This window comes from Cognatundibacterium curvum (genome assembly GCF_014284235.1).
In the GTDB taxonomy this organism is placed as follows: domain Bacteria; phylum Pseudomonadota; class Gammaproteobacteria; order Burkholderiales; family Burkholderiaceae_D; genus Undibacterium; species Undibacterium curvum.
On sequence record NZ_JACOGD010000007.1, the window covers coordinates 24,084 to 50,503 of the forward strand.

The 26,420-nt window shown below is 51.7% G+C and carries 27 protein-coding genes; 22 read left to right on the forward strand and 5 right to left on the reverse strand.

Translation table 11 applies throughout. The annotated features are described in order from the left end of the window. Positions 1 to 3: 3 nt before the first annotated feature. The 3 genes from rfbG to H8K43_RS13585 are packed head-to-tail and all read right to left on the reverse strand — an operon-like array spanning position 4 to position 4,024. On the reverse strand, positions 4 to 1,074 hold the full coding sequence (gene rfbG, locus H8K43_RS13575; protein ID WP_186904359.1) for a CDP-glucose 4,6-dehydratase: 1,071 nt from the start codon (positions 1,072 to 1,074) through the stop codon (positions 4 to 6). Next, on the reverse strand, positions 1,059 to 1,829 hold the full coding sequence (rfbF, locus tag H8K43_RS13580) for a glucose-1-phosphate cytidylyltransferase (protein ID WP_186904360.1): 771 nt from the start codon (positions 1,827 to 1,829) through the stop codon (positions 1,059 to 1,061). The genes rfbG and rfbF overlap by 16 nt, the downstream gene beginning before the upstream one ends. Beyond that, positions 1,826 to 4,024 (reverse strand): O-linked N-acetylglucosamine transferase, SPINDLY family protein, encoded by a 2,199-nt coding sequence (locus H8K43_RS13585; RefSeq protein WP_186904361.1) that lies wholly within the window; start codon positions 4,022 to 4,024, stop codon positions 1,826 to 1,828. Before H8K43_RS13585 ends, rfbF begins: the two co-directional genes overlap by 4 nt. Positions 4,025 to 4,404: 380 nt before the next feature. Between H8K43_RS13585 and H8K43_RS13590 the strand changes: the two genes are divergently transcribed. The 8 genes from H8K43_RS13590 (at position 4,405) to H8K43_RS13625 (ending at position 11,977) form a co-directional block, all read left to right on the forward strand. Further along, positions 4,405 to 6,201, forward strand: coding sequence for a flagellin N-terminal helical domain-containing protein (locus H8K43_RS13590; RefSeq protein WP_186904362.1), 1,797 nt, complete (start codon positions 4,405 to 4,407; stop codon positions 6,199 to 6,201). Between the two features lie 83 nt (positions 6,202 to 6,284). Next, entirely contained in the window at positions 6,285 to 6,656 is a 372-nt protein-coding gene (locus H8K43_RS13595; protein WP_186904363.1) for a flagellar protein FlaG, read from the forward strand. Between the two features lie 96 nt (positions 6,657 to 6,752). Next, positions 6,753 to 8,768 carry a flagellar filament capping protein FliD gene (gene fliD / locus H8K43_RS13600; RefSeq protein ID WP_186904364.1) on the forward strand — a complete coding sequence of 672 codons (2,016 nt, stop codon included), beginning with the start codon at positions 6,753 to 6,755 and terminating at the stop codon, positions 8,766 to 8,768. A gap of 22 nt (positions 8,769 to 8,790) precedes the next feature. Further along, on the forward strand, positions 8,791 to 9,258 hold the full coding sequence (gene fliS / locus H8K43_RS13605) for a flagellar export chaperone FliS (protein ID WP_186904365.1): 468 nt from the start codon (positions 8,791 to 8,793) through the stop codon (positions 9,256 to 9,258). A gap of 6 nt (positions 9,259 to 9,264) precedes the next feature. Continuing rightward, entirely contained in the window at positions 9,265 to 9,600 is a 336-nt protein-coding gene (locus H8K43_RS13610; protein WP_186904366.1) for a flagellar protein FliT, read from the forward strand. 5 nt (positions 9,601 to 9,605) lie between these two features. Next, complete coding sequence (gene fliK / locus H8K43_RS13615) at positions 9,606 to 10,733, forward strand: flagellar hook-length control protein FliK (RefSeq protein ID WP_186904367.1); 1,128 nt, start codon at positions 9,606 to 9,608, stop codon at positions 10,731 to 10,733. 123 nt (positions 10,734 to 10,856) lie between these two features. Next, on the forward strand, positions 10,857 to 11,150 hold the full coding sequence (locus H8K43_RS13620) for an EscU/YscU/HrcU family type III secretion system export apparatus switch protein (protein WP_186904368.1): 294 nt from the start codon (positions 10,857 to 10,859) through the stop codon (positions 11,148 to 11,150). Between the two features lie 68 nt (positions 11,151 to 11,218). After that, entirely contained in the window at positions 11,219 to 11,977 is a 759-nt protein-coding gene (locus tag H8K43_RS13625; RefSeq protein WP_186904369.1) for a flagellar brake protein, read from the forward strand. A gap of 35 nt (positions 11,978 to 12,012) precedes the next feature. Here H8K43_RS13625 and fliE read toward each other — a convergent pair whose 3' ends face one another. Next, entirely contained in the window at positions 12,013 to 12,378 is a 366-nt protein-coding gene (gene fliE, locus H8K43_RS13630; RefSeq protein WP_186904370.1) for a flagellar hook-basal body complex protein FliE, read from the reverse strand. Between the two features lie 366 nt (positions 12,379 to 12,744). On the opposite strand from fliE, the gene fliF reads away from it, so the two are divergent. The 14 genes from fliF to H8K43_RS13700 all read left to right on the forward strand — a co-directional run bounded on the left by fliF (position 12,745) and on the right by H8K43_RS13700 (position 25,668). Next, entirely contained in the window at positions 12,745 to 14,478 is a 1,734-nt protein-coding gene (gene fliF, locus H8K43_RS13635; protein WP_186904371.1) for a flagellar basal-body MS-ring/collar protein FliF, read from the forward strand. Continuing rightward, positions 14,471 to 15,466, forward strand: a complete 996-nt coding sequence (gene fliG, locus H8K43_RS13640) for a flagellar motor switch protein FliG (RefSeq protein ID WP_162020936.1) — start codon at positions 14,471 to 14,473, stop codon at positions 15,464 to 15,466. Before fliF ends, fliG begins: the two co-directional genes overlap by 8 nt. Next, positions 15,459 to 16,151: a FliH/SctL family protein gene (locus tag H8K43_RS13645; protein WP_186904372.1), complete on the forward strand. Its 693-nt coding sequence runs from the start codon at positions 15,459 to 15,461 to the stop codon at positions 16,149 to 16,151. Before fliG ends, H8K43_RS13645 begins: the two co-directional genes overlap by 8 nt. A gap of 5 nt (positions 16,152 to 16,156) precedes the next feature. Further along, positions 16,157 to 17,536 carry a flagellar protein export ATPase FliI gene (gene fliI / locus H8K43_RS13650; protein ID WP_162020938.1) on the forward strand — a complete coding sequence of 460 codons (1,380 nt, stop codon included), beginning with the start codon at positions 16,157 to 16,159 and terminating at the stop codon, positions 17,534 to 17,536. A gap of 33 nt (positions 17,537 to 17,569) precedes the next feature. After that, positions 17,570 to 18,010, forward strand: a complete 441-nt coding sequence (gene fliJ, locus H8K43_RS13655; RefSeq protein ID WP_186904373.1) for a flagellar export protein FliJ — start codon at positions 17,570 to 17,572, stop codon at positions 18,008 to 18,010. A gap of 24 nt (positions 18,011 to 18,034) precedes the next feature. Then, entirely contained in the window at positions 18,035 to 19,621 is a 1,587-nt protein-coding gene (locus tag H8K43_RS13660) for a flagellar hook-length control protein FliK (protein ID WP_230403954.1), read from the forward strand. 218 nt (positions 19,622 to 19,839) lie between these two features. Continuing rightward, on the forward strand, positions 19,840 to 20,346 hold the full coding sequence (fliL, locus tag H8K43_RS13665; protein ID WP_186904374.1) for a flagellar basal body-associated protein FliL: 507 nt from the start codon (positions 19,840 to 19,842) through the stop codon (positions 20,344 to 20,346). Positions 20,347 to 20,351: 5 nt separating this feature from the next. Continuing rightward, positions 20,352 to 21,353 (forward strand): flagellar motor switch protein FliM, encoded by a 1,002-nt coding sequence (gene fliM, locus H8K43_RS13670; protein WP_186904375.1) that lies wholly within the window; start codon positions 20,352 to 20,354, stop codon positions 21,351 to 21,353. After that, positions 21,346 to 21,777, forward strand: a complete 432-nt coding sequence (fliN, locus tag H8K43_RS13675) for a flagellar motor switch protein FliN (RefSeq protein ID WP_186904376.1) — start codon at positions 21,346 to 21,348, stop codon at positions 21,775 to 21,777. The genes fliM and fliN overlap by 8 nt, the downstream gene beginning before the upstream one ends. Beyond that, complete coding sequence (gene fliO, locus H8K43_RS13680) at positions 21,777 to 22,223, forward strand: flagellar biosynthetic protein FliO (RefSeq protein ID WP_186904377.1); 447 nt, start codon at positions 21,777 to 21,779, stop codon at positions 22,221 to 22,223. The genes fliN and fliO overlap by 1 nt, the downstream gene beginning before the upstream one ends. 5 nt (positions 22,224 to 22,228) lie before the next feature. Then, positions 22,229 to 23,020 carry a flagellar type III secretion system pore protein FliP gene (gene fliP, locus H8K43_RS13685; RefSeq protein WP_186904378.1) on the forward strand — a complete coding sequence of 264 codons (792 nt, stop codon included), beginning with the start codon at positions 22,229 to 22,231 and terminating at the stop codon, positions 23,018 to 23,020. Between the two features lie 8 nt (positions 23,021 to 23,028). Further along, positions 23,029 to 23,298 (forward strand): flagellar biosynthesis protein FliQ, encoded by a 270-nt coding sequence (fliQ, locus tag H8K43_RS13690; RefSeq protein ID WP_162020946.1) that lies wholly within the window; start codon positions 23,029 to 23,031, stop codon positions 23,296 to 23,298. A 17-nt stretch (positions 23,299 to 23,315) separates the two neighbouring features. Continuing rightward, a complete protein-coding gene (gene fliR, locus H8K43_RS13695; RefSeq protein WP_186904379.1) occupies positions 23,316 to 24,116 on the forward strand; it encodes a flagellar biosynthetic protein FliR in 801 nt (266 codons plus the stop codon). A gap of 13 nt (positions 24,117 to 24,129) precedes the next feature. Beyond that, entirely contained in the window at positions 24,130 to 25,668 is a 1,539-nt protein-coding gene (locus H8K43_RS13700) for an NAD(P)H-hydrate dehydratase (RefSeq protein WP_186904380.1), read from the forward strand. Here the strand turns inward: H8K43_RS13700 and cysE are convergent. After that, entirely contained in the window at positions 25,665 to 26,411 is a 747-nt protein-coding gene (gene cysE / locus H8K43_RS13705; protein ID WP_186904552.1) for a serine O-acetyltransferase, read from the reverse strand. The genes H8K43_RS13700 and cysE overlap by 4 nt on opposite strands. Between the last annotated feature and the right edge of the window lie 9 nt (positions 26,412 to 26,420).

Below are 26,420 nucleotides of genomic sequence, written 5' to 3' on the forward strand. Positions count from 1 at the left end.
CTTTCAGGCCTGCAAAAAATCCTGCAAATCGCGGTCACACAGCTGTGCCGCAGGCACACCTTGATAAAACTGCTGATACCAGGCCATGGTGCGCTGCACCGACTCGTCCAGTTGCCAACGGCCGTAGATATTCAGTTCAGCTCTCGCCTTGGCAACATCCAAAGCCAGCAAGCCAGCTTCATGCGGACCTTCTGGCTGGGTCGCAAAACGCAGATCACCATGACCAAATGCGGCATGCGCAGTCTGCACCACTTCCCGTACGCTAGCGGCACTGTCCGGTCCAAAATTCCAGGCATCTGCAAAGCGCGCATCAGCCCACAGTGACTCCGCCAGGCACAGGTAAGCACACAGTGGCTCCAGCACATGCTGCCAGGGGCGTACTGCATCAGGACGCCGTATCAAGACTTCCTGCCCCAGTTGCCAGGCTTTGGCTGCATCGGGTAATAATCGGTCCTGCGACCAGTCACCGCCACCGATCACATTGCCCGCCCTTGCTGATGCAACGCGGATATCCATCTCTTGCAGAAAAGCGCTGCGGTAACTGGCAATCACCAGTTCACAGGCTGCTTTACTCGCACTGTAAGGATCATGCCCTCCTAACTCAGCAGTTTCAGGATAAGACTGACCAGTCTCCAGATTTTTATACACTTTGTCAGTAGTGACCATGACACCAACCCGCACACCTGGCGTCAACCGCATCGCATCAAGCACATGCGCCGTTCCCATCACATTGCTGGACAAGGTTGCAAGCGGCGTCTGATACGCAGGTCTGACCAAGGCCTGGGCAGCCAGATGCAGCACAATTTCCGGCTGCGCTTGCCGGAAGCTGCGTTTGACCGTTTCGGCGTCACGGATATCTGTCAATTGATGACGGACACCCGATAATGACAGCGCTTCAAATAAGTTAGGTGTAGTGGCCGGAGCCAGCGCCAGCCCATGCACCTGCGCTCCCAGCGCAGACAACCAGTGTGCCAGCCAGGCCCCTTTAAAGCCGGTATGCCCGCTCAGTAAAACACGCTTACCCCGCCAAAACGCAGGGTCAGGCAGACGCGGTCTGGCTACCAGATTTTCCATGGCGCCCGTCCGGAATTCCACAATTCTTCCAGCATATTTTTTTCACGTAAGGTATCCATAGGCTGCCAGAAGCCACTGTGCTCGAAGGCCATCAGTTGCTGCTGACTGGCTAACTGATTCAGCGGATCGCTCTCCCAACTGCAGCTGTCATCTGGAATCAACTGCAACACTTCGGGCGACAATACAAAATAGCCGCCATTAATCCAGCCGCCATCGCCACGTGGTTTTTCTGTAAAACCTGCGACCTGTGTACCCTGACGTTCCAGCGCACCATAACGTCCCGGCGGCAATACGGCAGTGACGGTGGCAGACTTACCGTGTTCACGGTGAAAGCGTATAGACTCGGCGATATTCACATCCGAGACACCATCACCATACGTAAAGCAAAATGCTTCCTCATCCTGTATGTAACGGGCCACCCGCTTCAAACGCCCGCCTGTCATGGTTTCTTCACCGGTATCCACTAAGGTGACTTTCCAGGGTTCTGCATGCCGCTCATGCACTTCCATGCGATTGTTTTGCATATCGAAGGTCACATCCGACATATGCAGAAAGTAATTGGCGAAATACTCTTTGATCATGTAGCCCTTATAGCCACAGCAAATCACGAAATCATTCACGCCATGCGCGGAATAGCTTTTCATGATGTGCCACAAAATAGGGTGACCGCCAATTTCTATCATGGGCTTAGGCCGCAAATGGGTCTCTTCAGAAATCCGGGTACCGAGGCCACCCGCCAAAATCACCGCTTTCATACCTGATTATCCTCACAATAACGTAACCACATCTGACGTAAAGCAAGATCAAAGCTCTGCCCGAATGCCGGCTCATTCATCAGCAATGATTCGCGCATCGTCTGTCGCATCGTCTGGCGATAATGCACCAGCCTCTCTATGTCGTGCGCCAGTATCAGCGCCTTTTGCGCATATTCCATCTCTGTTTCTGCGATCCACTCCGGGAATCCGGCTGCGTGCAGAATACTGGCCCCCAGCCGCCCGACACTGGGCCTGTCCACTAATGTGATATAGGGTATGCCCATATACAGACTCTCAATTAAGGTAGTCCCTGAGTTATGTGGGAAGCAATCCAGACTGATATCGATTTTCTGCAAAGGCACCCAGGAAGGCGATGCATAGCCGATATCCAGACGCGAACGCTCTATGCCATAGGCTTCGAAGCGCTTCGCCATTTCATCTTGTATACCAGGATCATGGAAGTCTCCGCTATTAAGTACCAGACGTGAATTTGGCATCGCGTCAAGGATGGCCGCCCACACTTTAATCACTTTGTGATTGATACGATTGGCGCGCGACAAGCTGCCAAAGGTCACAATGCCGTCTTTCAGGCATGGAGGCTCACTCATTTCAGGTACGCCGGGATCAGGGCGGTATACGATAGTCGGCCCGTTCAGACGCCAAATCTTCTCTGAGAACAGATGATCGCAGTGATCGGTCACCGAGTACTGGTCAGTCACGTAGTAATCGATCGCCTTCAATCCCGTGGTATAGCCGAAATCCAGCCAGTGAAAGGAAACCGGCGCCGGCTTGCGTGCAAATACGCCAAGCCGGTTGTCGGTCGAATGTCCGCCAATATCAATCAGAATATCAATACCGTCATTACGTATCTGCGCAGCCAGTTCTGCATCTGATAAATGATTAGTTACTCTCCAATGATCAGTACATGCCTTATATTTATCTGTCACCACGTCTTCCATTGGCGGATCTGAATAGGCAAATACTTCGATATTGCTGCGATCCAGATGCTCCATCATAGGCAACAGGAAATAACGGCAGACCTGGTTGTAAAAAGCTTGTGAAACGATGCCGACTTTCAGCTTCTTGCCCGGATCGCGTTGATTCAAAAAAGGCTGCCATTCACCACGGAACGGCGCACCAAAACGCTGCTCGAATTCTTCATAGCCACCATAAATCACCTCTGCCGGTAAATCCGGATGGTAATTCAGCACAAATAACAAGGAACTATATATCTTACGACTGAATTTAGATTGCGGATCTTGCTCAAAGGCCAGGGCCTGCATATAAGCGTCCAGTGCTTTATCGGCCTTACTGGCTCTTTGCAAGGAATTGCCATAGGCAGCCCAAATTTTTGAATTACGTGGCTGATTCAGAATTTCAAGCTCAGCAAAATCAATCGCTTCCTTTGCCTTACCTTTAAGTGTCAGCACATCAATCAATGCCGGTACCGCGATAGGATTATCAGGCATGATTGCGATTGCTTTGCGATAGTAGTCTTCGGCCTTGTCGTATTCTTTCTGTGCCGTGTAGACCTCAGCGAGATTACTATAAAAGAAAGGCACTCCAGGCTTGATGCTGATTGCTCTCAAATAAGAAGCAATCGCCTCTTCCTGCTGACCATTGCCATTGAGGGCGTTACCCAGATTATTGTGCGCATTCGCCAGCCCTGGCTCCATCTGTATTGCCTTTTGCAAAGCCTGTATCGCTTCAGGGAAGCGCTGCAATCCATTGAGCGCGGCGCCCACATTCCCCTGAATGTGGGCATTCTGTGGCATCAGCGCCAATGCACGCTTACCAACTTCGAGTGCACGTTCAAAATCCTGCTGCTCAATGCGACTGATGGCGAGGTAATCCCAGCCATATGGGTCACGTGGCAAGACCGTCGTCAGCCAGGCACTGACTTTTTCGAGCAAACCAAAGTTCTTTACTTCAATCAGCGCGTTCATTAAGTCGTAACAGGCATCGGCATCGACCTTAGCCGCAACGCTGCCTTCAAAGGCTTGTTGCAATGCATGCCAGGCGGCTTCAAAGCTACTTTGCTGTATACCTATTTTTGCCAAGAGATAATGGGCATCCGCATTCAAGGGATAGCGTGCGGTAATTTGTTGGCAGAGCTCGGCGGCATGGACTACATCGCCATTTTTCAGACTTGCTTTGGCTTCAGACAGAAATTTCTGCGGATTAATTGCTTTCACTATAACTACCTCTTTCAAGTCCTGACACGGAAAATGTAGCAAAATTCCCTGCAACACCTATCATGCAACGTGGAAATCACAGCTGATATGCGCAAGAAGCCAATTTGACGCCCTCATTTTATCGAGAAAATTTCTTTTTAATCAGCAAAACAGAGGCAAGATTACAGTCTAAATTACCCTAAAGTATTTTAAAAAACTGTCGTAGAGCGGAAAATACAGAGAAACTTAAGCAAAAAAAATAATATTTATTTGCAGTAACTTCCTAAAAGTTTTCAAACCTTGACCGTTACCCTTCACAACGGCGGTGCAACAGTCAACAAGACAGACCAAAGTTTGAGGCTCAAACGCCGAATTGAATAACTTAGGTAAGGAGAATCAACATGGCTTCATATATCAATACCAATATTGCGTCCATCAATGCACAACGCAATCTGAACTCTTCTCAAGCGTCTTTGTCCACTGCGATGCAACGCCTGTCATCCGGTATGCGTATCAACAGCGCCAAAGATGATGCGGCGGGTCTGGCGATTTCCCAGCGTATGACTTCCCAGCTGAGCGGTCAAAATCAAGCGGCACGTAATGCGAATGACGGTATCTCTCTCGCACAAACCGCTGAGGGCGATTTACAGCAAATCGGCTCTAACTTGCAACGTATCCGTGATCTGGCTGTTCAGGCATCCAACGGTACCAACAGTGCATCTGACCGCGCAGCGTTGAACAACGAAGCCAGCCAGCTGATCTCTGAGATCAACCGTGTGGCCAGCACATCTAACTTCAACGGCGTGAACCTGCTGGACGGCTCTTTCTCTAACCAGACTTTCCAGGTTGGTGCAAACGGCACATCGAACGATCAGATCACGATCGGTGCGATTGCCAGCGCTAAATCCAGCTCTTTGGGTGTAGGCTCCAGCTCCAGCTACTCCGCTACATTGGCTGGCGCATCGAATACCAACGATGCAATCGGCGCAGGCTCCCTGGTCATTAACGGTGTAAGCATAGGCGCCTCCAGTGCTGACGGCGTTTCCTACAAAGATTCTCACGGCAGTGCGATTGCTAAAGCAGCAGCGATCAATGCAGCTTCTGGCAACACTGGGGTATCTGCAGTCGTCAATGCAAACAGCGTTGCCGGTACCGCAGTCAGCAGCGGCGGCTTGACTGCCATCACTTCTGGCTCTATCAAAATCAACGGCGTTGACATCGGCGCAGTTGCTTCTGCAAGTACAGCTGTAGAGCGCGGTTCCCAAATGACAGCAGCGATTAACGCTAAGTCCGCACAATCCGGCGTGTCCGCAACCTACGACACGTCCACTGGTGCAGTGAATCTGTCAGCTTCCGATGGTCGTAACATCACCATCGAAAGAACTGCAAATGCAGCTACCACTGATGCACTGACCGGTCTGACTGCAAGTACTGCCAGTGGCGCCACTACTTCGACCGTATCCGCCCAGGTCAGCCTGACTTCCAGCAGCTCCAAAGGTATTCAGGTCACCAATGGTTCGGAAACCAGCGTTACAGCGGGTGGTGCAGCGACTACATCCGGTTTGTCAGCCGGTGGCATCACGATCAACGGCTTTGATATCGGCGCGGTTGCCAGTGGTGCGACAGCAGCGATCGCCGGTCAGAACATCGCCGATGCTATCAATGCCTCTGCTGCAAAAACAGGTGTCACAGCAACTGCAAGCTCCAGCGGCACACTGAAATTGCAATCCCTCACAGGTGGCAACATTGTTGTTGCAGGTACAGCTGGTGGTCTGACAGCCTCTGGCCTGACAGCCGGTACAACCAGCGCTGCTGCGGGTGTAGGTGCAACTTCGGTTGGTCTGAGCACAACGGCAGTCTCTGCTTCTGTAACAGTTGGCGGCGGTTTGTCTTCACTGGATCTGACTTCCGCATCAAGTGCAACCTCAGCGCTGGCGACTATCGACTCCGCGCTGCAATCTGTGAACTCCTCCCGCGCTTCTTTGGGTGCATTCCAGAACCGTTTCACTTCTGCAGTGACCAGCCTGCAAACTTCGCAAGAAAACTTATCTTCTGCACGTAGCCGTATTCAAGATGCTGACTTCGCATCGGAAACAGCGAATATGACCCGCGCACAGGTATTGCAACAAGCTGGTACGGCGATTCTGGCGCAAGCTAACTCGGCACCTAACGGCGTGTTGGCTCTGCTGCGCGGCTAATCTCCAGCAGCAGGTACAATTAGTATGATGTAAATTTTCCCCCGGTCATCACGATCGGGGGATACTACTTTAAGGAAATGATCATGGACATCCGATCGATTGGCAGTTCAGTGCAATCAGGACAACTGATCAGTGAAAAAGTGAACATCAGTTCTGATGCGCAACGTGTCGGAAATACCAATGGACTCTCAGGCACTACAAACGCCAAAACTGAGTCCGGCACTGCACCAGACCTCAGCCAGGTCACTAAAGCTGTCGCTGACATCAATAAAACAATTCAATCTCTTTCTCAGGATTTGCAGTTCAGTGTCGATAAAGACAGTGACAAAGTGGTCGTTAAAATTATCGATCAGCAAACCAAGCAAGTATTACGTCAGATTCCGAGTGAAGAAGCACTTGAAATTTCGAAATCTCTGGATAAGTTACAAGGACTGCTGATTAAACAGCAGGCGTAATGGCTTTTTCAGAAATTGACCCATAAATACCCCTCTGTCATCCGGATTGGGTCGGTCGTTGATTTGATAAAGTGATGGCTAATTAAGGAGAATCACGTGGCTACAATTCAATCAACTGGCGTCGGATCTGGACTGGATGTGAGCGGCATCATCAGTAAGCTGATGCAGGCTGAGAGTACGCCTTTGGTCAACATTACCAAGAAGCAGGCTAGCTATCAGGCCGATCTGACTGCTTTCGGCACTGTTAATGGTGCGCTGAGTTCTTTACAAACCGCGCTTGCCACACTCAATAACGTCAACACATTTAAAAATCTGAATGCCGCTTCTTCAGATGCTTCGGTCGCCAGTGCATCCACTAACAGCACGGCAGTCGCAGGTAGCTACAACATCAATGTCAGCAAAATCGCGCAGGCACAAACAATTTCCAGTGCAGGCCAGGTGAGTACCACGACACCGATAGGATCTGGTGCCAGCACGACCATCAGTTTTCAGTTTGGCACCATTACAGGCACCGCTGCATCCGGCGTATACACCGGCGCGAGCTTTGATCAGGATGCGACACAGGCGACTGGCACGGTCACCATAGACAGCACCAATAATTCCTTGCAGGGTATACGTGATGCCATCAATGCTGCGAAAGTCGGTGTACAGGCTTCTATCGTTGGCGATGGCAGCGCCACCCCCTATCATCTGGTCCTCAATTCCAGCAAGACCGGTGCAACTTCCAGTATGAAAATCAGTACCACAGGTGATAGCGCTCTGGCTAACCTGATGAACTATGATCCGGCTGGTACGCAGAACTTTAAAGAAGTTGTGAATGCACAAAGCGCGAATCTGACGGTAAATGGGATTCCTGTCACCAGCGCCAGCAACAGTGTGTCAAGCGCGATTCAAGGTGTGACAATCACAGCGCAGAAAGTGGGCACCACCAACCTGAATCTGACTGCGAATACGACCCAGATACAAAGTGGCATTACTGCATTTGTGAATGCATACAATAGCCTGAATTCCACCATCGCCTCAGTGACCTCCTACAATCCGACGACTAAAGCTGCGGGCGCCTTGCTGGGTGATGCGACTGTGCAATCTGTACAAAATCAGATACGCAGTGTGATGACGAACTCAGTCGCCGGGCTGGGTGGCGGTCTGACCAATCTGGCGCAGATAGGCATCTCTTTCCAAAAAGACGGCTCGCTTGCAGTCGACTCCGGCAAATTACAATCGGCGCTGAGTGCCAATTTCAGCGATGTGGCAGGTTTGTTTGCGGCAGCTGGCAAAACAACCGATAGTCTGACCAGTTTTGTCGCCGCTGGCCCCAATACCAAACCTGGTTCTTATGCGGTCAACATTACACAATTGGCGACACAGGGAAACCTGACCGGCAGTCTCAACTTAAATAGTGGTTCAACAACAATTGCCAGTGGCACTACCCTGTCGTTTTCCGTCGATGGCGTCGCTGCTGATGTGAACCTGACCGCTGGTACTTATACCGCAACCCAGTTAGCCAGCATGATACAGTCCGCAGTCAATGGCACCGCTGGTTTTAGTGCTAAGGGCATCAGCATAAATGCCACAATTGACTCCAGTGGCTTCCTGAACATGACCTCGGGCAGCTATGGGTCAACTTCGAATATCAGCCTGACCAATAAGTCAGGAACAGGGCTCGACCAGCTGACTGGCGTTGTCACTTCGGGTACACCGGGGAAAAATGTAACAGGTACTCTAAACGGCGTTGCAGCAATAGGTACAGGACAAACCCTGACCGGCGCCAGTGGCTCTGATTCAGCCGGCATACAAGTGCTGATCAGTGGTGGCTCCACCGGCGACCGCGGCAGTGTAAATTTTTCACAAGGCTATGCATTTAATTTGAATGCGGCATTGAGTCGTTTTGTCGGTGCCAATGGCGCTATCACCAATGCCACCAATGGTATTAACAGCTCGATCAAAGACCTGCAAAAGCAGACCGAGACCATCAACAAACGTCTGGCTGTAACCCAGGCCAGATATCAGGCTCAGTTTTCAGCGCTGGATAAAATCGTGAGTTCTATGACAGCGACCCAGAACTTCCTGACCCAGCAAATAAACGTTTTAAACGGTACCACCAACAAGTAAAAGATTAAGCGAAGGAATTCCCATGTTTAGTTCATCATCAAATGGCGCGAATGCTTATACAAAAATAGGTGTTGAAACCGGTGTTATTGCGGCTTCGCCTCATAAACTGATCGTGATGCTGTTTGAAGGTGCCATTGTCGCGATTAATAATGCGCAGGTACAAATGCAAAGCGGCGATATTGCTGCTAAAGGTAAATCCATCTCCAAAGCGATTTCGATTATTGATAACGGCTTGCGAGCCAGCCTCGATAAACGGGTTGGTGGTGAGATCGCCTTGAATCTCGATGCCTTATATGAATACATGACCAGACAGTTGCTGCTGGCCAACCTGAATAACAGTGAAGATGCATTGATTGAAGTAACAAAATTATTGCGGGACCTGAAATCCGCCTGGGATGCGATTGCGCCACAGGCTACGACAGCCGATGCGCCACCCGTCATGCTGCATGACCCTTTACAACCACGTCCTACTCACGTTTTTGAGGCTTGATTCAGAATGGAAAGCTTAGAAATTATCTCCTTGTATGAAAATGTCGCGTCTCTGACCAATCAGATGCTCAATGCTGCGCGAGACCGGGACTGGGAACGCTTAAGCGTATTGGAAAGTGATTGCTCTTTGAAAGTTGAAGCAATAAAGACGGCGGATACGCCTGCCCCGCTCTCCCCTGAATTAAAAGAAAGAAAAATCCGGGTCATCAAAAAAATCCTAGCAGATGACAGGGAAATTCGCGATATCACTGAGCCCTGGATGGCAGAGTTATCGCAACTGATGCGTAGCTCTAATACCGCCTTGAAGGTCAATACTGCCTACGGGACAGGTAACGCGGCCTGAATATCATGCCTGGACGTCTCGACAGCTTGTACAAACCCATTTCGGCTGTCGAGGCGATCCGCTCTGCCCTGCCACTCAAAGCAGGTGATCAGAACACCTATCTGAAGTTTTCCCAACTGGCGCTGGGTCAGCCGTCTCAGGCGGAAGTCCTAGGCACAAATCCGGATAAGCTGACTACCATACGCATCGGTGATCTAAGTACTAGCTTAAGACTACCCGCCAGTTTTTCGGGTGCAGACAAGCTCATTTTTCGCCTGCTGGCACTGACCCCAACTATTCATATCAGCTTGCAAAATCCTGCTCAGCCGCTGGACGTTGCGCATTACACACTGAATTTGCATACCGACCTCAATAGCCAACAAACGCAGTGGGTCAGAATCAGCCCTGAACAACTGAGCGCAAGCCTGGGCTTACAGTTGGCTCAGACTGAAACCAGCAGCGTAACCCAACTCAGCCCGCTGAGTCAGATTCTGTTACGACTAACAGACAAGGGTAAACCCATGTCCGGAGCAGAGCTTCTTTCTGCCCAGCCCTTGTTGAGTAATGCTCAGGACTTAGCCAAACCAGCTGCATTGGCAGGGGTCATGGAAAAGGCGGTGTCGCAAAGTGGCTTATTTTATGAATCGCATATTGCAGCCTGGGCACAAGGACAGCTGGAACAGAAAGCTCTGGAGGCTGAGCCTCAGCACAATTTGCTGGCGGCTATTCCACATGCCAATGCTGAGCAAAGTGAATATACAGAGACATTGAAGCAAATAATCCAGAATCAGCTACAACTGCTTGAGCAAGATAAACTGCAATGGCGCGGTGAACTGTTTCCCGGCCAAAAGCTGGAATGGCAGATCACAAAAGACCCGCATCATCAGGCTGCTGCTGATACACCACAACCGGAGATTTGGCATACCCGCCTGCGCATGACATTACCCGGACTGGGTGAGCTGGACGCGAAAATACAATTACACCAGCAAACCGTACAGATTGCGATCTCTGCACCAGAATCATCGGCATTGACACTGGCGGCAAATGAGCGCAGTTTAACCTCTGCACTCGAAGCTGCAGGGATGAAAATATCCGGACTACAGGTTTCAGGGGCAGTGATGTCAGCAGCTGATAAACCTCAACCGACAGACTGATTGGGGGAGAAATTTGGATTTGCACTTAACATCAACCCGCTGGCAAATGACTTACAGGCTTAATATCCAGCGTCACCAGCCACCGCTGGCGTAATTTAATGACAAAAGACACACCGATACCATATGGATGACAAGTCCCAGCACTTGCCACTTAAGAATGCCGTGGCACTAGCCTACCAGGAAGGTGAAAGTGCGCCCAAAGTTGTCGCTAAGGGTAAGGGGCTAATTGCGGAACAGATCATACTCAAAGCCAGGGAGCATGGCGTACATGTGCATGAATCAAAAGAATTGACGAGTTTGCTGATGCGGGTGGAGCTGGATCAGGATATTCCGCCAGAGCTGTATCGCGCAGTTGCAGAACTGCTCGCTTGGCTTTACCATATCGAAGCCGAAAAGTCCGGAATCAACAAAAAGTAATATTTACCCGCGCTGACTTCGCACTGACTTTTGTACGCATTCATTTTACTGACAATAACAACACAAATATGCAACTTACCCCCACACTTGGGACAGAGAATCAAAGTCCCTATCAAGTCGAGTCCCGCAGGGAAATTATTTCACTGCTACGCGGGCTAAGTGACAGTAATCAGTTAATCAGCATGCTGATTAACGGGGGGGCTGAGGTTTTTATCACCTCTATTCTGCATATCGACGAAGCAGCCAATCTGGTCATCGTGGACAGTGCACCTGGTCAATTGGCGAACCAGCGTATTGCGGAAGCAAACCGTATCTCGTTTGAAGGCTTGCTGGACAAGATAGGCATACAATTCTCTGCAAACAAAGTCAGTATTTCGAGTTTTGAGAACCGGCCTTCTTTGCAATTTCCGATTCCTGCCACGTTGATACGCCTGCAAAGGCGCGAGTATTACCGCATCAATACGCCACTCTCCACTCCGATCAAGGCTAATTTCCCGGTTGAAGTGGACGGCCGGATAGAAACGCTGAAGCTGACGCTAGTGGACATCAGCTGTGGTGGCATTGCTGTGCTGGATGAGAAAAAACTATTGGATGTGACCGTAGGCACGACCTACGATCATTGCAAAGTAGAGTTGCCGACTATCGGCCTGGTTGATGTGAGTCTGCAGGTCAGAAACTCTCAGGAGCTGGTTTTGCTGAATGGAAAATCGAACCGCCGTGTAGGTTGCCAGTTCATCAACCTGTCCAATGCAGTACTGGCCAGCGTTCAACGTTACATTATGAAACTGGAGCGGGAGCGCAATTCCAAATTAACTGGCATACGCTGATCCGCCCTCGCCTTTCCTGTCAATTTCGCGATCATTCATATCTGCATACTCATGATGTCATGGTATGCAGTCACCAGTTTATTTCTGACCTGTACCGTAGTCTGAAACGAGATATTTGCTTTTTGCATAGAGATCATGACATCGGACAGGCTGACTTTATCGTCACCCAACGCAAATTTACGCCCGAGCTCCTGAGAACTCATTTGCACCTCATTCACCTGATCAAGCGACGCCTTTAAGGCATCCGCAAAATCCAGTTTTTGTGGCGCTGTCGTTGCCGCCGCCCCTGTCGCGGCGCCAGCCAGATTCACACCAGCGCCAGCCTCCATTTTCGCTGCTGCATTACGCAACTGTGCCACCATTGCATCAATGCGGCTGCTATCTATGCCTGCGAGTTTCATATCAACTCCTTTATTCAATCTGTCAGCTTACTCAGCTTAATCAACTCCGCCACAGGCAGTCACCGGATTACTGCATAAGCAAACAACCGGCATCCACGCTGATGAGCTGCTTCGCTGAGCGTCATTAAAGAATGTCCCATGCAATAAGTTACCAGCTTCCGTCTGCTGCATATGCCAGAGTAAGCAGGGAAAATCCCCTTTATTCGGGACATCATTTTTTTTCGGTTAACGCAAAATAGCTAACAGAGAAAAACCATCTTGGTTTGGTGCGCGAAGCGTAAAACCGCTGCCATCAACCATTAACGCTTAAGCTGACGAGTATCATGTACCCACAATTTATTGATTTTGCCGCGGTTGGAGTAAAGTATGGCCACAGCTGACACATTATTGAATCCGGAAGAGATCGTTGCTGAACCGCCACGCGTGTTCGGTATTCCACAAACGCCGGGCATACGCATCGCGATGCTATCCGGCGGTGCCGCCCTGATCATAGCCATCATGGCCGGATTGTGGCTTTGGGGACAGCAACCTGAATACAAGGTGCTGTTTTCCAACTTTAATGACCGTGATGGCGGTGCGATTGTGGCATCGCTGCAGCAGATGAATGTGCCCTATAAGTATTCGGATGGCGGTAATGCAATCCTGGTACCGGCCGCACAAGTACATGATGCACGTCTGAAGCTGGCGTCGCAGGGTCTGCCTAAGGGTGGCAATGTAGGCTTTGAACTGATGGAAAATCAAAAGCTGGGCATTTCTCAGTTTCTGGAACAAGTCAATTTCCAACGTGCTCTTGAAGGTGAACTGGCACGCTCTATCCAGGCGGTCTCCTCCGTACAGGCGGCGCGCGTGCATCTGGCCATTCCTAAGCAAAACGTCTTCATCCGCGACCAGCAAAAACCAACTGCGTCGGTATTACTGAACCTCTACCCGGGACGCAATCTCGACCAGCAGCAGGTCAGCGCGATTCTGCATCTGGTTGCCAGCAGCGTACCGGAACTCTCTACTAAGAACGTATCAATCGTTGATCAGAATGGCACCCTGCTATCTGATATGAACCGCCAGGGTATAGGTGCTAACCTGGACCCATCCCAACTGAAATACGTACAGGAATACCAGCAAAACATTATCAAGCGGGTGGAATCCATCATCGCCCCTATCGTTGGAGCGAACAATGTGCATGCGGAAGCAACCGCCGATATCGACTTCTCGAAAAGCGAGCAGGCAGCGGAAAGCTATCGCCCTAACTCGCCACCGGAAGCGTCGACCATACGCAGCCAGCAATCCAGCGAGACCTTTAACAAAAACAATAATCCATCCGGCGTTCCCGGTGCACTGACCAATCAGCCACCGGTACCGGCAACCGCTCCTCTTGTTACCAGCACCACCACTGGCGCCAGCCAGGCTGCAGCAGCTGGTTTGGTACAGAAGGATTCGACCATTAATTACGAAGTCGACAAGACCATACGCTACACACAGCAAGGCATGGGCGGCGTCAAGCGCCTGTCGGTTGCAGTCGTAGTCAACTACAAAAATGAAACCGACAAAAATGGCAAAGTCATCCCACGTGCGTTGACCGATGCAGAAAAAGCGCAGATTACCGATCTCGCACGGGAAGCAATGGGCTTTAATAAAGAACGCGGCGATACCTTAAGCGTTGCGAATAGTCCTTTTGTAGGTCCGGATAAAGAAAACCTGATTGATGCACCACTCTGGAAGCAACCAGAGAATATCCAGCTGGCCAAAGAACTGGGCCGTTACTTATTGCTTGCTGCAGTCATGGCTTACCTGTTCTTTGGCTACTTACGCCCTATCCTGTACAAGATCATGGGCAAAGACAAAGAGAAGGAAGAAGCCGAAGCCAAGGCAAAAGCAGAAGCCGAGGAAGCGGAACGCATCGCCGAGGAAGAACGTATCGCCGAAGAAGCCGCAGCCGCAGAAGAAGACGGTGCCGTGGTTCAGCTTTCCAGCGAGGAAGAACAACAAGTTGCTGGAAAACAAGCTACTATTTATGAGATGAATCTGGAACTTGCCCGTGAACTGGCCAAATCCGATCCAAGAATCGTCGCTAACGTGATTAAAAAGTGGGTGAACAATGAGTGATGACGGCGTACAGAAAGCAGCCACTTTTATGCTGGCTCTGGGTGAGGATGGCGCGGCTGAAGTAATGAAGTTTCTCGGCCCACGGGAAGTGCAAAAAATCGGTGCCGCGATGGCAACGATAGGCGCCATTCCGCATGAAAAAATTGCCAAGGTACTCGAAGAATTTAAAGCCGAAGCAGACGTCAGCTCTTCCGTTGGTCTGGATTCGGATGAGTATATCCGTAATGTCCTGACCAAAGCGCTGGGCGACGACAAGGCATCATCCCTGCTCAACCGCATCCTGGGCGGCAAAGACGCCAGCGGCATAGAAAGCCTGAAATGGATGGATTCACCCTCCGTCGCAGATCTGATCAAGAATGAGCATCCGCAAATTATCGCGACCATACTGGTGCATTTGGAAAGCGATCAGGCTTGCGAGATTCTGAACAATTTCTCTGAACGTCTGCGTAATGATGTGGTGCTGAGGATCGCCACCCTGGATGGTATTCAGCCGACGGCGCTGCGCGAACTCAATGATGTACTGACCAAACTGCTGACTGGTAATGAAAGTCTGAAGAAAAAATCCATCGGTGGTGTGCGTGCTGCTGCCGAAATCCTGAACTTCATGAGTGGTGAAAACGAAGCCTCTGTGATGGACAATCTGCGCAAATACGATGGCGATATGGCAGAAAAAATCATGGATGAAATGTTCGTCTTCGATAACATCATGGACATTGACGACAAAGGCATACAAATGCTGCTGCGTGAAGTCCAGTCCGACTCGCTGATCGTGGCGCTGAAAGGCGCTAATCCGGATATGCGTGAAAAGATCTTCCGCAATATGTCTGCGCGTGCGGCGGAAATGATGCGTGAAGATCTGGAATCCAAAGGCCCGGTACGTCTGTCTGAAGTTGAAACGCAGCAGAAACAAATCCTGCTGGTAGTCCGCCGTCTGGCCGATGAAGGTCAGATTATGCTGGGCTCTAAAGGCGATGACGCGTATGTCTAGTATTTTCCACAACCTCGATCCGGCCGCCTTCCGCCCTTGGGAGCTGACTTCGTTCGGGGATAAACATCCAAAAATAGAGCTGGATCCCATCCCGGCACCAGTTGCGGAAGTCCCGCTGGTTCCTATGCTGACAGAAGAAGAACTGGAAGCGGTGCGACAACAGGCGCGCCAGGAAGCTTATCAGGATGCGTATCAAAGCGCATTCGAACAAGGACTCCTGGATGGCAAAGAGCAGGCCTATGCCGAATCGCGTACAGAGATGCAGCAGGAATTACAGCATTTACAAGAGCTGGCCGCGAATTTCAGCACACAGCTGCAACACATGGGCAAGGAAACCGGTAAAGACTTGCTGGCTCTGGCCTTGGATCTGGCGCAAGCCATGCTCAGAACCCAAATTGAGATGCGGCCGGATGTCATATTGCGTATCGCTGAAGATGCGATTGCTCAACTGCCATCGCGCCAACAGGCAACCCAGATCCATGTACATCCTGATGATGCGGCTCAGGTACAGGAATTACTCACCCCTGCCCTGCAACAAATCGGCTGGCGCATCAGCCCCGACGAACAAATCACCCGTGGTGGCTGCATGATAGAGACGCCACAAAACGTGATTGATGCCAGTCTGGAAAACCGCTGGCAAAAACTAAGTGCGCACATCACCGAACAACTGCAGGCACCGGACTGAAACAGATGGAAGCTACCCTGACCCATGAGTGGCAATCGCTGCTGAAAACCAGCCAGTCCGGCATACGTCCGTCCGACGATCTGGTAATCGCCGGACGCGTCACTAAAGTGACCGGTCTGGTGATGGAAGCAGTTGGTTTGCGCCTGCCAGTCGGCAGCGCCTGTGCCATCCATCTGGCGAACGGCTCACACATTGATGCCGAAGTGGTAGGCTTTGATGGTGATCGTCTGTTCCTGATGCCGCATAGTGACCTGGATGGTGTGACGCCGGGTGCACCCGTCTATGCCGAAGTGCTGTCCGCAGCGCAGCAGGCGCAGCGCAGACCGAATGACCGTAGCCGCCAGTTACCAGTTGGCTATCAGTTGTTGGGCCGCGTGGTCGATGGCAATGGACGGCCACTTGACACCCTGGGGCCACTCAATACCCAAGTCAGTGCGCCACTGGGAGCCAGAATTTACAACCCGCTCGAACGTGCACCTATCAGCGACACGCTGGATGTAGGCGTGCGCGCCATTAATAGCATGCTCAGTGTAGGCCGCGGACAAAGGTTGGGTTTATTCGCCGGTTCCGGCGTCGGTAAAAGTGTGCTGCTCGGCATGATGGCGCGCTATACCACGGCTGATGTGATTGTGGTCGGCCTGATCGGCGAACGGGGTCGCGAGGTCAAGGAATTTATTGAACAGATTCTGGGTGAAGAAGGTCTGGCGCGCTCGGCAGTGGTCGCCGCCCCCGCAGATGCGCCACCGTTACTACGTTTGCAAGGTGCTGCCTACGCCACCACCATCGCTGAGTTTTTCCGCGATCAGGGCCATAACGTCTTGCTGATTATGGATTCCCTGACCCGTTACGCGATGGCCCAACGTGAAATTGCGCTGGCCATCGGTGAGCCGCCAGCGACCAAGGGCTATCCACCTTCAGTTTTCGCCAAGCTGCCGGTACTGGTTGAACGCGCAGGCAATGGCAAGGAAGGCGGCGGCTCTATCACGGCTTTCTATACTGTTTTGACTGAAGGCGATGATCAGCAAGATCCGATTGCGGATTCAGCCCGCGCGATTCTGGATGGCCATATCGTGCTCAACCGTACGCTGGCAGAAGCTGGACACTATCCGGCGATTGATATTGAACAATCGATCAGCCGTGCCATGCACAGCATCACCACGCCAGAACATCAGCAATTGTCGCGCAAGCTCAAACAGCTGTATTCGCGCTACGAACGCAGCCGGGATTTGATCAGTGTCGGCGCCTATGCGCCAGGCTCAGACCCTATGCTGGACGAAGCGATACGGCTGCACCCGCACATTACCGCATTTTTGCAACAGAATATTCTGGAAAAATGCAGCATATCCGAGAGCTTAGCGGGACTTCAGGCTCTGTTTAACGCTTAGATTTTCCTATGAGGCGACTATACTGAAATCATTATGGCAGCGAAGTCTCCACTACAAACTCTGATTGAAATTGCGGAACGTGATACCGATGAGGCGGCCAAAACGCTGGGAAAAGCGATACGCGCGCATGAAGATACGCTGAGCAAGCTGAATTTGCTGCTGCAATACCGGGATGATTACGATGCAAAATTCAGGGATGCCAGTGCGCGTGGCATCAATATTACGCAGTACGGCAACTTCATGAGTTTTCTGGCCAAACTGGATAGCGCAGTTGATGGGCAAAAGTTAGTGGTCAAAGACGCAGAGCGAAAAATTGAAATGGCGAAAATGAACTGGCAAGCCAATGAAAAAAAACGCTTGTCTTATAACACTCTGGATAAACGTGCCGCATCCATCAGACAGGCCAAAGAAAGTAAGCGGGACCAGAAACAAACCGATGATTTTGCAGCACGCACTTATTTTTATAAACAATAGTATTAGATTTGAATGAGCCGGATCATGCAAACCACGTTTATCAAGTCAGCCGCCGATTTACTACCCACGAATACCGCTGGGGGCAATAGCAAATCAGGCAGCAATCCGACCTCCTCTGCCACTTCATTTCAACAGCAATTCAGACAGGAATTAGCAAACCAGCAAACGGCCAAATCCACGCCTGTATCGCAGCCAGCGCCAGCCACAAACAATGCGCGCACAGCTACTGAAAATAAGGCAGAAAACGGCAACGCCAAACAGGTAGCGGATGAAGAACAAAAAGACGATACGCCACCAACACCACAAGCGACCGCCTTATCCAGTTTGCTGCAACAACTGATGCCTGCTGCTGAAGTACCCGGCACTGAAGCGCTGACACCGGCAACTGCACAAACCATGCGTGAACCCGGTAAGCTGATTGCAGATCCAGGCCAGCCAGATAACAGCGGTTCACTGGCATCCGTCTCTGCGTTGATACCGGCAACCACTCCAACGATGCGTGAACCCGGCAAGCTCATTGCTGATCCGGGCCAGCCAGAGAACAACCGTTCACTGGCATCCGTCTCTGGGCTGATACCGGCAACCACTCCAACGATGCGTGAACCCGGCAAGCTCATTGCTGATCCGGGCCAGCCAGACAAGAGCGATTCACTGACACCCATCTCAGCCCTGACACCGGCAACTGCGCAAGCTATGCGTGAACCAGGCAAACTGATCGCTGACCCTGGCAACCCTGATGCGGGCATTAATTCTGCGCTGGCCTTTCCGGGACAGGCATTGAGAACTGACATCAGCGATACCGCCAAACAGAATCAGGTGCTGACGGCGGCAGCATTGGCTGCAGCCGGACAGGCAAGCCAGCGACCTGACAACGTGACTGAAAAAGGTCTGGACGAGCCACTCCGCACAATGAAAAAAACTATCCCAGGCGATGCAAACTCACTGTCTGACCTGAAGCAGAATAAAGTCGATGACAAGTCAATTGCATTGCAAGCCGGCGCGGCGGGACAAAAAACTGAAGAACGCCTGTCCTTCGCCAATACTCTGCGCAGCATCAGCCAAGAGCAGAACACAACTACAATCCCGGCTACAGTGACCCAAGCCAGCCCAGGATTTGCATCGTATGTGCAGACGGAGCAAGCCGTCCGTCCAGTGCAAATTCCCGTTGGTGTGCATCAGTCTGGCTGGGACAAGGCAATCGGTGAGCATGTGATCAGCATGGCAGCCAGCAAGCTGCAACAGGCGGAGCTGTCTCTGAATCCACCTGAGCTGGGGCCGCTGAAAATCATACTCAGTCTGAATCAGGATCAGGCCAATGCCACTTTCATTACAGCCCAGCCTGAAGTCAGACAGGCTCTGGAAGCCTCTATGCCCAAGCTGCGCGACATGATGAATGATGCGGGTATGCAATTGGCGGGATTTAATGTGCAGACCCAGTCGTCGCCATCAAGCCAAGGACAGGGTCAACAGCAGGCAAATACTGGCTTCCAGCCAGAAAACAGCCCGCGCCGGAACTCTGAAATTGTGCGAAATGATGCAGAAACAACGCGTAGTACAACAACAGCTGGCAGAGCCAGAACCAATCCGGGAGCAGTAGATACCTTTGCCTGAGCAGCAAACTGGAAATATTGCCAGTGAAACAGGTAAAATAAGAACCTGAAGCGATACGCAGGCATACGAACCAGTCATCGGTAGCGGCAACAAACAGTCAACGCCAGGATAAGCCTGAGCTAAGGGAGTTTCCCCCCTCTGTTTCACCGTTCACGCATGCCTTCGATATCGGATAATAGAGAAAATCGTGGCACGTCTTGCCAGATGAGAGGAAGAACATGGCGAAAGCTCCTGCGAAAGCAGCACCGGATCACGGTGAACCCGCTGCTGGCGGCAAATCAAAGAAAAAACTGATCATCATCATTGCTGCTGCAGTCGTTTTGCTGGCAGGTGTAGGTGGTGGAGCTGCTTTCTTTTTGTCTAAAAAATCAGCCAATAAAGAAAAAGAACACAAAGTGGAAGCGGCCAAGCCACCGGTCTTCCTGCCTATGGAACCGTTTACTGTCAATCTGCAGTCGACTGAAGGTGATAAGTATCTGCAGGTGACCATGACACTGCAGGTTGAAGGCCAGGATCAGGCTGATCTGATCAAAGCAAATATGCCGCAAGTGCGTAGCCGCCTGCTGTTGCTGTTGTCGAGTAAAGAAGCAAGCGAAATCATTTCAACTGAGGGCAAAGAAAAACTGGTGGAAGAAATCGTTGAGAAAACTTCTCAGCCATTTACACCTAAGGGCGATCCGCAAAAAGTCGGCGGTGTGTTCTTCACTTCATTTGTCGTTCAATAAGCATCATGTCAGACAATTTTCTCTCCCAGGAAGAAGTTGATGCCCTTTTAAAGGGTGTCACGGGAGATCAGGATGACTCCCTCTCTCAGGAGGACACCTCTGGTGTCCGCCCATACAATCTCGCCACGCAAGAGCGTATCGTGCGTGGCCGTATGCCGACGCTGGAGATCATCAATGAACGTTTTGCACGTCTGTTACGCATAGGCTTATTTAATTTTTTACGTCGCAGTGCCGAGGTTTCCGTCGGCACAGTGCGCGTGTCGAAATACAGTGAATTCATCCGCAATCTGGTGGTACCAACCAATCTGAATCTGGTGCACATGAAGCCTTTGCGCGGCACTTCGCTGATCGTGCTCGACCCGGGACTGGTATTTTTATTGGTGGACAATCTGTTTGGCGGTGATGGACGCTTCCATACCAGGGTGGAAGGTCGCGACTTTACCCAGACAGAACAAAGGATCATTCACCGTATTCTGGAAATCATTTTTGAAACCTATTCCAAATCCTGGGAACCCGTATATCCGATTGAATTTGAATATATACGCTCAGAAATGAACACGCAGTTCGCCAACATTGCTACCCCAAATGAGGTAGTGGTCTCCACTACCTTCACGATAGAACTGGGGCCAGTCAGTGGCGAAATGCATATCTGCATGCCATACTCGACGATAGAGCCTATCCGCGATGTACTGACCAGCAGCCTGCAAGGTGAAACGCTGGAAGTGGATAAACGCTGGGTACGTCTGATGACGCAGCAGATACAGATTGCAGAAGTCGAACTGGTGGCAGATCTGGGTACCACCCGCGTCACACTGGGCGACATCCTGAATATGAAAGAGGGAGATGTGATACCGCTCAGCGTGCCTGAGATCATCTCAGCTAAAGTGGACGGCACCCCGGTCATGGAATGTAAGTATGGTGTTTTTAATGGTCAATATGCCTTACGCGTGGAAAAGCTGCTCAGCTCCAGCGTACAGGAAGTAGCACAAGGAGAAAATCATGGATGAAAGCGCAGACACACCCATCAGTGAAGACGATTGGGGCGCAGCCATTGCCGAGCAGGAAAAGGCTGAAGCTGCTGCAGCAGCATCCAGCGCAGCACCAAAAGCAGAACCCAGTGCCGCCATCTTCACCGAATTCAGCAATAAAAGCAGTGGTATAGAAACCCACAATGACATTGACTTCATTCTGGACATTCCGGTCCAGCTTACGGTTGAACTTGGACGCACCAAGATTGCGATTAAAAATTTGCTGCAATTGGCGCAAGGCTCAGTGGTTGAACTCGATGGCATGGCCGGTGAACCTATGGATGTACTGGTCAACGGCTGCCTGATCGCCCAGGGTGAAGTGGTGGTGGTGAATGATAAGTTCGGTATCCGTCTGACCGATATCGTAACGCCTGCTGAACGCATCAGAAAACTCAATAAATAATGCAGAAACTCTCCCCTTCCCTGCTGTCGATTCTGATGCTGCCAGCCCTGAGTCAGGCTGCCGACAATGCGGTTGTTGCGCCCACTACCGGTTTCCTGCAAATCATCCTGGCGCTGTTGTTTATTCTGGGCCTGATGTTTGCGGCCGCCTGGGCCTTTAAACGTATCACACCGGTTGGCCAGCAAAACCGGCTGGCTTTGAAAATTGTAGGTGGACTCAATCTTGGTCAGCGTGAACGCATTCTGGTGGTAGAGATAGGCGATCAATGGATGGTCCTCGGTGTCACCGCACACAGCATTAATCAGCTGGGCCAGGTCGCCAGACAGGAAGAGCTGTTACAGCATGGCAGCACCGACACGGGTGCCTTTCAAAACTGGCTGCAAAAAACCATCGCTAAGCGGAATGAAACCAGCTCCGCTGCTGAGTCACGCCCACCGCAAACATAATCTGCATGAAACTGCTACGCTATCCCGTACCACGTCTGAGTCTGTTTCTGAGTCTGTGTCTGAGTCTGTTTACGCTCTCATTCCTGCTACTCTTTCCGGACACGGTATTCGCCCAAAATAGTGGCGGGCTGCCCGCTATCAACTCCACACCAGCTGCCGGTGGCGGACAGAATTATTCATTGAGCCTGCAGACTCTTCTGTTCCTGACTTCGCTGAGTTTTTTACCTGCAGCTTTGCTGATGATGACCAGCTTCACCCGCATCATCATCGTGCTGTCGCTGTTACGTCAGGCACTGGGCACCCAATCTGCTCCGCCAAACCAGGTCATGGTCGGACTCGCCTTGTTTCTGACTTTATTTGTGATGGGACCGGTGCTGGACAAAGTGTATGCCGACGCCTATCAGCCTTTTTCAGAAAACAAAATCAGCATGTCTGAAGCTTTAGACAAAGGCGCCGCACCGCTCAAAGAGTTCATGATGAAACAAACCCGCCAGACCGATCTGGCGCTGTATGTGAAACTGGCTAACATCCCGGAATTACAAGGTCCGGAGCAAGTTCCGCTGCGCGTGCTGATTCCGGCTTTTGTCACCAGTGAATTAAAAACCGCATTTCAGATCAGCTTTGCGATCTTCATTCCTTTCCTGATCATCGACATGGTGGTGGCCAGTGTACTGATGTCGATGGGGATGATGATGGTCTCCCCTTCTATCGTCGCACTGCCGTTTAAGCTGATGCTATTTGTGCTGGTAGATGGCTGGGCGCTGCTGATAGGCTCGCTGGCACAAAGTTTTTACTAGAGGAAGTCATGTCTCCAGATACCGTCATGAATATGGGCCGGCATGCGATGGAAGTCATGCTGATGGTGTCCGCGCCGCTGTTACTGGTGGCGCTGGCGATAGGCCTGGTCGTCAGTATTTTTCAGGCGGCCACCCAGATTAATGAAACCACCTTATCTTTCATTCCTAAACTGGTCGGCATCTTCGTCACCCTGATCGTGGCTGGCCCTTGGATGCTGTCCATACTGCTCGATTACATGCGCGAAATGTTGACCAGCATCGCCACTATGGCAGCCTGAGCTGACAGAGAGACGGGATGATTAACTTCTCCAGTCAGCAGCTGATCGAGCTGATTACCGCTTTTCTATGGCCACTGACGCGCATACTCGGCTTAATTGCTGTTGCCCCGCCATTCGGCAATAGCGCGATACCCATGCAAATTAAACTCATGCTGGGTGTAGCACTCGCCATGATCGTCGCACCGACTATAGGCAAGCTGCCGGGGGCAGATCCGCTGTCATTAACCGGTATGTTGATACTGACGCAGCAGTTTGTGATCGGTCTGGCCATGGGTTTCGTGATGCGCATCCTGTTTGCCGGCATAGAAATGGCTGGCGAGGTCGCGGGTATGACGATGGGCCTGGGCTTTGCAACCTTCTTTGATCCGATGACGCAAGGGCGAAACTCAGCGATTTCGCAATTTCTGGTGCTCACCGCGACCTTATTATTTCTGGCGCTGAATGCGCATCTGGCCATGTTGTCCGCACTGGTGGAAAGTTTCAGCACAATTCCAATTGCGAGCGATCTGAAATCGGGCTTCAGCATGTATAGGCTGGTGATCTGGGGCGAGCAGATTTTCATTACCGGCCTCAAATTATCGCTGCCCATTGTTGCCGCACTGCTCATCACCAATATCGCACTGGGTATCCTGACCCGCGCAGCGCCTCAGCTGAACATTTTCGGGATAGGTTTTCCGATTACGATAGGGGTAGGTTTTCTGATGCTGACGCTGCTGATGCCCTATCTGGAAACGCCGATAGAAAAATTATTCCAGCAAGGTCTGAATGCTATGATGTACGGCGGAGATAAAGCCATCCCGCTGCCCAAACCGAAGTAAGGCCATCATGCAGGTGAAGCCTCAACAATCAGATCGTTTATTCAGCATCCAACAAATCCAGATGTTGGAGCGCAATGCCAAGGCCGACAGACACCAGCCGTCATTGATGGAATTGGCGGGCAAAGCGATCTTTAGCCAGGCACTGACACTCATCAAGCCCGGTCAAGGCCCGGTGCTGCTGATCGCCGGACCCGGCAATAACGGCGGCGACGCCATGGAAGCAGCTGCTCACCTCAGTGCTGCTGGTTACACCACAGATATGATCCGCATAGGCGAAGATGCCGCCCGCTCACCGGAGGCACAACTGGCACTGAACCAGGCCTTACACGCCCCGATACAACATCTGCCTGCCGATGTCTCCTTAGTGCCCTCAACCGACCAGCCGGCCTATCAGTTAATCGTGGATGGCCTGTTCGGCATAGGCTTGAATAAGCCCATCACTGACGCTGCAGCGCAACTGGTAGCCCAGATAAACAACTACACCGCGCAAACCGGCTGCCCAGTGCTGGCCATCGATGTGCCCAGTGGCCTACACGCAGAAACCGGTGCAATTGTAGGTGGCGCAGCTGGCTGCTGCATCGCTGCCACGCACACCTTAAGTCTGATTGGCAACAAGCCTGGCTTGCATACCGGTTATGGTAAGCAGCTGGCCGGTCAGGTATTGCTGGATGATCTGCAGCTTGCTGCTGTGGCCCACAGCGGGTATGTGGCCTGCCTGACTGATCCTGCACAAATCGAATGTCATGCATTGTCGCGTAAGGCTTATACCCATAAAGGCAGCTTTGGCGATGTGGCCATCATCGGTGCTGCGCCGGGTATGGCGGGCGCGGGCATCCTTGCTGCCAGAGCCGCGCTGTTTGCCGGTGCCGGGCGAATTTTTCTGGTGCAGCCGGATACGGAGCTCAGACTGGATATGCTACACCCGGAAATTATGTGCAGGGATGCCAGGCAATTTGAGTTCAATAAGCAGGTGATTGTGATCGGCCCGGGTTTGGGGCAAGAACAGCTTGCGGCAGATCTGCTGCGTGCCGCTTTACAGCATCCCTGTCCGGTAGTGATTGATGCCGATGCGCTGAATCTGCTGGCGACCAAGCCCGAATTAGCGGCGCTACTCCAGACCAGAACCGCAGCCGCCCTGCTCACGCCTCATCCTCTGGAAGCCGCACGGCTGCTTGCTCTCAGCACTGAACAGGTGCAGCAAAACCGTGCGATGTCAGCCAAAGAATTAGCACAGCGATTTGGCTGTCACATCATTTTAAAAGGCGCGGGCAGCATACTCTGTGGCCCACAGGACAGACATTACCGGATTAACCCCAGTGGCAATCCCGGACTTGCCTCGGGCGGCACCGGCGATGTATTGGCTGGATTGTGTGGCGCCCTGCTGGCGCAAGGCATGGAGGTGGGCGATGCCGCTGCATTCGCGTGCTGGGCGCATGGTGCCGCAGCCGATGAACTGGTGGCGGCAGGAAGCGGACCGATAGGATTACATGCGAGCGAATTACTGCCCGTCATCCGCTCCTTACTGAACCGCTTAGTAACTGGCCGGATTTAATCGACCAGACTGTTAATCTGGTCGGGATTGAGCTTTTCGCACTCAGTAATTTCGTCTATGCGTATTCCTGCACAGGCAATCGCCTTAGTCAGTTGCTCGATCTGTTCCTGTTGTGACACCGCATGATCGATCAGTTTATGCAGCACCTTAGAAACCGGATCGTCGCTGTTCGGCGTAACCCCATAGGCCGCAAATAATTGCGCACTGCCGGAATCTGCCGAGCCCGTCTCCTTCTTGATGATATGTGCAGGATTGCCGACTGCCGTTGCACCGGCCGGAACCGGCTTGACCACCACAGAGTTAGAACCTATCTTGGCACCGGCGCCGACAGTGAAACTACCAAGTACTTTGGCCCCCGCGCCGACGATGACGCCAGCCTCCAGCGTAGGGTGACGCTTGGCACCGCGTGTCAGAGAAGTGCCGCCCAGCGTCACGCCCTGATAGATCGTGCAGTCATCGCCGACTTCAGCAGTTTCACCGATCACCACACCGAAACCATGATCGATAAACACGCGGCGACCTATCGTGGCGCCAGGATGAATTTCGATAGCGGTCAGGATACGAGCCAGATGCGAGATAAAGCGGGCCAGCCATTTCAAACCACGCTGCCAGCACCAATTAGCCCAGCGATGCATGAGTATCGCCTGAAAACCCGGATAACAAGTCACCACATCCCAGGCATTACGGGCGGCGGGGTCTTTTTGTATGATACTGGCGATATCTTCGCGCAAACGGCTAAACATGGGACGGGG

Bases quoted from the DNA above. Each gene is read 5' to 3' on its own strand.
- rfbG (WP_186904359.1), bottom strand. From the start codon at position 1,074: ATGGAAAATCTGGTAGCCAGACCGCGTCTGCCTGACCCTGCGTTTTGG.
- fliG (WP_162020936.1), top strand. From the start codon at position 14,471: ATGAGTGATGACGGCGTACAGAAAGCAGCCACTTTTATGCTGGCTCTG.
- fliI (WP_162020938.1), top strand. From the start codon at position 16,157: ATGGAAGCTACCCTGACCCATGAGTGGCAATCGCTGCTGAAAACCAGC.
- rfbF (WP_186904360.1), bottom strand. From the start codon at position 1,829: ATGAAAGCGGTGATTTTGGCGGGTGGCCTCGGTACCCGGATTTCTGAA.
- fliE (WP_186904370.1), bottom strand. From the start codon at position 12,378: ATGAAACTCGCAGGCATAGATAGCAGCCGCATTGATGCAATGGTGGCA.
- fliO (WP_186904377.1), top strand. From the start codon at position 21,777: ATGCAGAAACTCTCCCCTTCCCTGCTGTCGATTCTGATGCTGCCAGCC.
- H8K43_RS13625 (WP_186904369.1), top strand. From the start codon at position 11,219: ATGCAACTTACCCCCACACTTGGGACAGAGAATCAAAGTCCCTATCAA.
- H8K43_RS13645 (WP_186904372.1), top strand. From the start codon at position 15,459: ATGTCTAGTATTTTCCACAACCTCGATCCGGCCGCCTTCCGCCCTTGG.
- fliL (WP_186904374.1), top strand. From the start codon at position 19,840: ATGGCGAAAGCTCCTGCGAAAGCAGCACCGGATCACGGTGAACCCGCT.
- fliP (WP_186904378.1), top strand. From the start codon at position 22,229: ATGAAACTGCTACGCTATCCCGTACCACGTCTGAGTCTGTTTCTGAGT.
- H8K43_RS13595 (WP_186904363.1), top strand. From the start codon at position 6,285: ATGGACATCCGATCGATTGGCAGTTCAGTGCAATCAGGACAACTGATC.
- H8K43_RS13620 (WP_186904368.1), top strand. From the start codon at position 10,857: ATGGATGACAAGTCCCAGCACTTGCCACTTAAGAATGCCGTGGCACTA.
- cysE (WP_186904552.1), bottom strand. From the start codon at position 26,411: ATGTTTAGCCGTTTGCGCGAAGATATCGCCAGTATCATACAAAAAGAC.
- fliR (WP_186904379.1), top strand. From the start codon at position 23,316: ATGATTAACTTCTCCAGTCAGCAGCTGATCGAGCTGATTACCGCTTTT.
- H8K43_RS13610 (WP_186904366.1), top strand. From the start codon at position 9,265: ATGGAAAGCTTAGAAATTATCTCCTTGTATGAAAATGTCGCGTCTCTG.
- fliN (WP_186904376.1), top strand. From the start codon at position 21,346: ATGGATGAAAGCGCAGACACACCCATCAGTGAAGACGATTGGGGCGCA.
- fliK (WP_186904367.1), top strand. From the start codon at position 9,606: ATGCCTGGACGTCTCGACAGCTTGTACAAACCCATTTCGGCTGTCGAG.
- H8K43_RS13590 (WP_186904362.1), top strand. From the start codon at position 4,405: ATGGCTTCATATATCAATACCAATATTGCGTCCATCAATGCACAACGC.
- fliM (WP_186904375.1), top strand. From the start codon at position 20,352: ATGTCAGACAATTTTCTCTCCCAGGAAGAAGTTGATGCCCTTTTAAAG.
- fliJ (WP_186904373.1), top strand. From the start codon at position 17,570: ATGGCAGCGAAGTCTCCACTACAAACTCTGATTGAAATTGCGGAACGT.
- fliF (WP_186904371.1), top strand. From the start codon at position 12,745: ATGGCCACAGCTGACACATTATTGAATCCGGAAGAGATCGTTGCTGAA.
- H8K43_RS13660 (WP_230403954.1), top strand. From the start codon at position 18,035: ATGCAAACCACGTTTATCAAGTCAGCCGCCGATTTACTACCCACGAAT.
- fliS (WP_186904365.1), top strand. From the start codon at position 8,791: ATGTTTAGTTCATCATCAAATGGCGCGAATGCTTATACAAAAATAGGT.
- fliQ (WP_162020946.1), top strand. From the start codon at position 23,029: ATGTCTCCAGATACCGTCATGAATATGGGCCGGCATGCGATGGAAGTC.